3 protein-coding genes are annotated in these 2,698 nt (G+C 71.3%); all 3 read right to left on the bottom strand.

What is annotated here, in order from left to right:
• Nucleotides 1-48 precede the first annotated feature (48 nt).
• Complete coding sequence (locus ROTAS13_RS22555; RefSeq protein WP_019460508.1) at nt 49-1,215, bottom strand: hypothetical protein; 1,167 nt, start codon at nt 1,213-1,215, stop codon at nt 49-51.
• A gap of 204 nt (nt 1,216-1,419) precedes the next feature.
• Nucleotides 1,420-2,175: a bifunctional NADP-dependent 3-hydroxy acid dehydrogenase/3-hydroxypropionate dehydrogenase YdfG gene (ydfG, locus tag ROTAS13_RS22550; RefSeq protein ID WP_019460509.1), complete on the bottom strand. Its 756-nt coding sequence runs from the start codon at nt 2,173-2,175 to the stop codon at nt 1,420-1,422.
• 85 nt (nt 2,176-2,260) lie between these two features.
• Nucleotides 2,261-2,698: NUDIX domain-containing protein (locus ROTAS13_RS22545; RefSeq protein ID WP_139323504.1), on the bottom strand; the 438-nt coding region annotated here is incomplete at its 5' end.

Raw genomic sequence — 2,698 nt, 5'->3', positions numbered from 1 at the left:
CCCCGGTGGCCTCGGGCTACTGCTGAGCCGCCGAACCGGGCGAGGGGCCTAGCCCCCGACCCGGGCGAGCAGCACGGCGAGGTCCGCCTGCCGGGCGCAGCCCGTCTTGCGGCGGATCGCGGTGAGCTGGGAGCGCAGGCTGCCCGGCAGGACCCCGCGCATCTGGGCGATGGCGGCGACGCTCTTGCCCTCCGCCATGGCCGCCGCGAGGGCGGCCTCGGCGGCGGAAAGGCCGAAGAGCCGGCGCAGCAGCCCCTGGGAGGGCGCCTGCCGCCGGCTCGTGTCGAGCACCAGCAACAGGACCCCGGTGAAGCGGCGCGGCAGGCTGGCGAAGCCGCATTCCCCGTCCTCCTGCCGGAGCGGCAGGGCCTGGACCAGCCAGGGCGGTGCGCCGGAGGGGCGGGGGATGGCGAAGCTCCCCGCATCGGGCAACAGGCGGACCTTGCCGCTGGCCGCCGCCTGGGCGGCGTTCACCGCGCCGGTCACGGCATGGCGCGCGGCCGCCCCGGCGCAGAAGATCCCCTGGCGGTCGAGGACGAAGCCATCCTCCCGCGCCGCCATGGCCTGGAGCGCCGCATTGGCCAGAACGAGGCGCCCTTCGGTGGAAAGCACGGCCACGCCCTGGGTCAGCGCGTCCAGCCCCGCCGCCGTGGCGAGTGGCCATTCCGCCGCGTTGAGCCGGGCCTGGGCCACGAGGACCCGCTGGATGTGCGGATAGAGGAAGCCGAGGATCTTCTCCTCGCGCGTGTCGAAGGGCTCCTGCCGCATGGGGCGGTGCAGGGCCAGGGCGGCCGACACGTCGCCGGCCGTGTGCACATGGGCGCCCAGCGCGTGGAACGGCGTGTCCGGGCCGCGCAGGAAATCGTTCCAGAAGGCCGTGCGGGCGAAGATCTGCGGTGAGACGAGGCGCGTCATGTTCAGCACGCCGGGGCCATGCCGCAGCGCCGCCTGCCACCACGGGTCCTGATGCACCCAGTGACGGCCGTATTCCACCATCCGCGCGGGATCGAGATTGGCATAGGTGACGGCATGGCCGCGCAGGACGTGCTGTCCGTCGTACTCCGTCACCAGCGCGGCATAGGAAGCGGCGCCCAGGCGCTTCGCGATGCGTTCCAGCACCTGCGGCAGCCCGGTCCCGTCCAGCAGCGCGGCATAGAGGTCGAGCGCCAGGGTTTCCGGGGAAGGGTCTTCGCTGCCGTGGCTGATTGCGAGCAAGGCTGCCTCCCGGGCCCGATCAAATTAACGGGGAGATTGCAAGTTTTTGAGCCCCTTGCGATCACCCGAACGGGTGATACGGTAAAGAAAGAGTTAACGGAAACACGCAGAGCGGGTGGGTTGGCCCCCGCACTGCCCGCCCCGGCCTTTTCCGCCGCTGCGGCGGATGGCCAAGGGAGCAGCCTGCCGAGGGCCGCCCGGGCCTCAGCTCCCCGGCTTGTGGACGCGCAGCGGGCCGAAGCTCTGGGAGACCGGCATGACCTGCAGCATGTTCACGTTGACCCGCGCCGGGCGCGTCGCGACCCAGTGGACGGCATCGGCGATGTCGTCCGGCGTCAGCGCGTCGGCGCCCTCGTAGACGGCGCCGGCCTTCGCGTCGTCGCCATGGAAGCGGACATTGCTGAACTCCGTGCCGCCCACCAGGCCCGGCTGGATGTCCGTCACCCGCACCGGCGTGCCGTAGAGGTCGGCCCGCAGGTTCAGGCTGAACTGGCGCACGAAGGCCTTGGTGGCGCCATAGACGTTGCCGCCGGGATAGGGCCACTCGCCGGCGGTGGAGCCCAGGTTGATGACATGGCCGCACTTGCGCTCGATCATGCCCGGCAGCACGGCGCGGGTCAGGTACATCAGTCCCTTCACGTTGGTGTCCACCATCGTATCCCAGTCGTCCAGGTCGGCCTTCTGGGCGGGATCGAGGCCGAGGGCGAGGCCGGCATTGTTCACCAGCACATCGACGGCGGCCCATTCCGCCGGCAGCCCCTCGACGGCCTTCATCACCGCCGCGCGGTCGCGGACATCCAGCACCAGGGGAAGGACCTTGTCGGCGCCCAGCTCGGCCTTCAGCGCCTCCAGCCGCTCCGCCCGGCGGGCGGCGGCGACGATGCGTGCCCCATCGGCGGCGAAGCGCCGGGCGATGGCGGTGCCGAAGCCGGCGGTGGCGCCGGTGACGAGAACGATCATGGCAGCGGACTCCCGAAAGGGTCTTGGAGAGGACAGGGGTACAACACCTCGCCGTCCCGATGAAAACCGGCGGCTGGGCGGATCGTCAGCGGAACCGGTCCAGGCCCTGGCGGAGGCGGCCGTCCGGGTCCTCGGCCAGCCCTTCCCGCAGGAACAGGTCGATCAGCACCAGGTTGACGTTGAACTTCACGCGATCGCCGTCCCGTACCGCCTCCAGCACGCGGGCGGCGGGCCAGAGCTCGAAGCGCTCCACCTCGTCGTCGCCCGGCTCGGGGGTGAAATCCTCGGGCAGCTCGATGTCGAAACAGTGCAGGATATCGCGGCGCAGCCCTTCGCCCGGGCTGTCCATGACATAGGAGACGCGGCCTGCGGACTTCGCCCGGGCGGCCAGGGCCGCGGGCATCCGGGCCTCCTCCTCCGCTTCCTTCAGCAGCGTGTCGTGGGGCGAGAGCCCGGCCGGGACGCCGCCGGCCACGATGTTGTCCATCTGCCCTGTCTCTTGATCACATCTACGCACAGCTCC

It is taken from the genome of Roseomonas sp. TAS13, assembly GCF_001950415.1.
In the GTDB taxonomy this organism is placed as follows: Bacteria; Pseudomonadota; Alphaproteobacteria; order Acetobacterales; family Acetobacteraceae; genus Roseomonas; species Roseomonas mucosa.
This window is presented reverse-complemented; position numbering and strand designations above follow the sequence as displayed.